1 protein-coding gene is annotated in these 991 nt (G+C 66.7%); it reads right to left on the minus strand.

The window, feature by feature from the left end:
• Nucleotides 1–729, minus strand: a 729-nt coding sequence (locus tag MJ797_RS26450) for a reverse transcriptase domain-containing protein (RefSeq protein WP_255739542.1), incomplete at its 3' end; no start/stop codon positions are given.
• Nucleotides 730–991: the final 262 nt, after the last annotated feature.

The raw sequence follows: 991 nt of genomic DNA on the forward strand, positions 1-991 counted from the left end.
AATTCCCCCCTGCGGCGTGCCGGTGTGCGTCTCCCTGTTTTCGCCGAGTTCCGTGAGGACCCCAGCCTTCAGGAACGCCTTGACCAGCGCCAGGACACGTTTGTCCTTGATCCGCCGCCGGACCCGGTCCATCAAAGCGACATGCCCGATCTCGTCGAAACACGCCTCGATGTCCGCGTCCAGCACCCAGTGATAGCCCCGGGTTCCGTAGAAGTGGATCTCGGCCACCGCGTCCTGAGCCCGCCGCCGGGGCCGGAAGCCATACGACACAGGCTCGAAATCAGCCTCGAAGATCGGCTCCAGTACCAGCTTCAGCGCGGCCTGCACGACCCGGTCGGTGACCGCCGAAATTCCCAGCCGCCGAACCTTCCCCGACCCACCCGGCTTCGGGATCACACGCTCCCGTACCGGCAACGGCCGGAACGTGCCCGCTTTCACCTGAGCACGCAGGTCGTTCAGGAACCCAGGCACCCCGGCCTCGCGGATATCGGCGACCCTCAGGCCGTCGACCCCGGCTGTCCGGGCACCCTGGTTGCCCGCGACCCGGGCAAACGCCACGATCAGCGTCGCCGGGTCATACACGAAGTTGAACAGGTCATCGAACCGGCGGTCAGGATCAGCCGCCGCCCAACGGTGAAGTTTGGCCTGCATCCCCGATACCCGCGCGAACGCTTCCTCACGGTCGCTCTCACGCGGAGCACCGCCATTCGGCGGTGCGTCTTCCGGCATCACAGCCTCCATCCCTTCTCGATACCGCTGCCGCCCTTCCCCATGTGCACAGGCTCTCCCTGGCTCGGAGTACTACGGCGGCTCCGCCCCACCCCACCGGTTCGGCGGTCGGTGCGCCTATCCCGGTCGACCGACTGGCTGCTGGCCGTCCGGGAACCCGTGCGAGGTGGTTCCCACGTTCACCTTGTTTCGTTTGTCGGAGTAGGAGCCCGACTGTGTCCCAGCGGCCTCGCCATGGGTACGTCGCAGACATTCCCCATGG

This window comes from Protofrankia sp. CiP3 (assembly GCF_917627345.1).
Classification (GTDB): domain Bacteria; phylum Actinomycetota; class Actinomycetes; order Frankiales; family Frankiaceae; genus Protofrankia.